The organism is Paenisporosarcina sp. P5_A11 (assembly GCF_056400705.1).
Window position 1 is genome coordinate 1 of the sequence record NZ_JBFUKT010000317.1, and the last position, 1844, is coordinate 1844.

The following is a 1844-nucleotide window of genomic DNA, read 5'->3' on the forward strand; positions in this document are numbered from 1 at the left end:
GTGTTGAATTTCACCGCCTACTCGGACAATTGCCTCTGCATGATATAACGTTTCATGTTCTTCCGTTGTGTCCCAAAGCTTTGCTTCAATATCTCCACTCTTATCTTGTAAAATGAGTGTCATAAATTTATTGCCAGTAGTAGTAAATGCTTTGGTAGATTGTTTAATTAATAGAAAGTGGTCTACAGCTTCTCCCACGGCTAATTCTGTAACGCGTTTCATATCGATGGCACACTCCTTTCGTTTTGCAATGCTGCGACATCAATGATGTGCGCTTGCGGCCAAATTGTTGTCATATCTTCATGACATGTAAAGTATAAGAACTGATGACTGTTTTCTAAATCTGTCATTAATTGTACCATTTGTTTCACTCGAAAACGATCGAAATGGACAAATGGATCATCCATTACGATTGGAAGTGGTATCGTTTTTACTAGAGATTCCGACAATGCAAAGCGCAATGAAATATACGCTTGTTCTTTGGTAGCTTGGCTAAGTTCGGCTATTCGATAACGTATACCTTGTGGATTAACAGCTTCAAATATCCCATCCTCATTTACCTCAAGCGAATCGTAGCGTCCATTCGTTAATTGGTTGAAGAATTCTTGTGCTGTATTAAGTACAAATGGAAGTCGCTTCTCTTTTAAGTTATACATAGTTTGATTGATGGCTTCAGTTATTGCCTTATTGACAGACCATTTGTGAGCGAGTTCTGCGAGTTCTGCTTTCTTTTGTTCAAATTGTTGAAGAGACTGACCATAACCTTCGTCACTTAACATAGAATTTGTTTGCTGTCTCAGCGATGCTTTTTCCTCCAACAATTCATGGCGAATCTTAAGAAAATCATTTGATTTCGCACTAAGTTCTTCTGAGGATAAATGCTGTTGTTGTTCGTCATCAATTGCTAAATGAAATTCTCCAATCGAATCTAACTGTGCTTTTATAGCTCGTAAATCATGGTGTAGAGATTGTTTTTCTCTAAATTCACTATCGGCCTGATAGAAAGCAGATTCATCGCTAACTTGAGCTTCATTCCAGAGCAATTGAACTTCATTTGACTGAATCTCAAATAATTGTTGTTTCTCTGTCAATTGCGATACCCATTCTTTTTGTTTTATTTGCGCATTTTCTTGCTCTTTTTGGTCCTCTTTTAGAGAATTGGCAACATCCCTTAATGACCTATATGCTGATTCTACAGAAAGCGATTTGCCCGTAACATCTTTCATAATTCTAAGTCGTTCATGAATTTGATCACCCATCGATTGAAACTCCAGTGATTTCCGAGAAATTAGATGGTGAATTTCTTGAATTTGGCGAATCCGCTTAAAGAGTTCAGGAAACATTTGCGGCTGTAATAAACCATCAAATCCATGGAGTCTAAGAAATTGGCTTAGTGATTCTTTGGCTTCACTATGATTCTGATTAGCAGCTAATAAGTTTTGCTCAATTTTTGTACTCATTTGTTGTTTATCTCGTCGTTGCTCAATAAGCTGCAAAAGTCGATCGTTATATAATCTTACTTGTTCCGCTAGCTGTTCAGTCTTTGACAGCTGTTGTTCCAGTGACACTATTTCTTCACTATAGTCTTTTGTATGTTTTTCAGATTTAGGTTGATTCATGCTCTTCATTAGACCAAATATTATTCCGGTTAATAGAATGCCTCCAATAGCGATTCTCCAATCCCCAAAAGAAATAGTTCCAATAAGAGAAGTAAGTAAGATAAGCGCACTTACAATAAATTGCGTATTTTTCTTCTGAGTTGTTGGCTCTTTCTCAATTTGCTGACGCGCTTTTAATTCTGCCACTTGCCGAATCGAATTTTGTAGTTTTCCAACCTCTTGCTC

General features: G+C 37.2%; 1 protein-coding gene and 1 pseudogene. Both read right to left on the reverse strand.

Annotation, left to right across the window (positions count from 1 at the left end):
• Positions 1–222: pseudogene (locus AC1DOS_RS19855) on the reverse strand (3'-5' exonuclease); the annotation flags it as partial.
• The coding region (locus tag AC1DOS_RS19860) for an ATP-binding protein (protein ID WP_477538871.1) at positions 219–1844 on the reverse strand (1626 nt) is incomplete at its 5' end. The pseudogene AC1DOS_RS19855 and the gene AC1DOS_RS19860, both read right to left, overlap by 4 nt.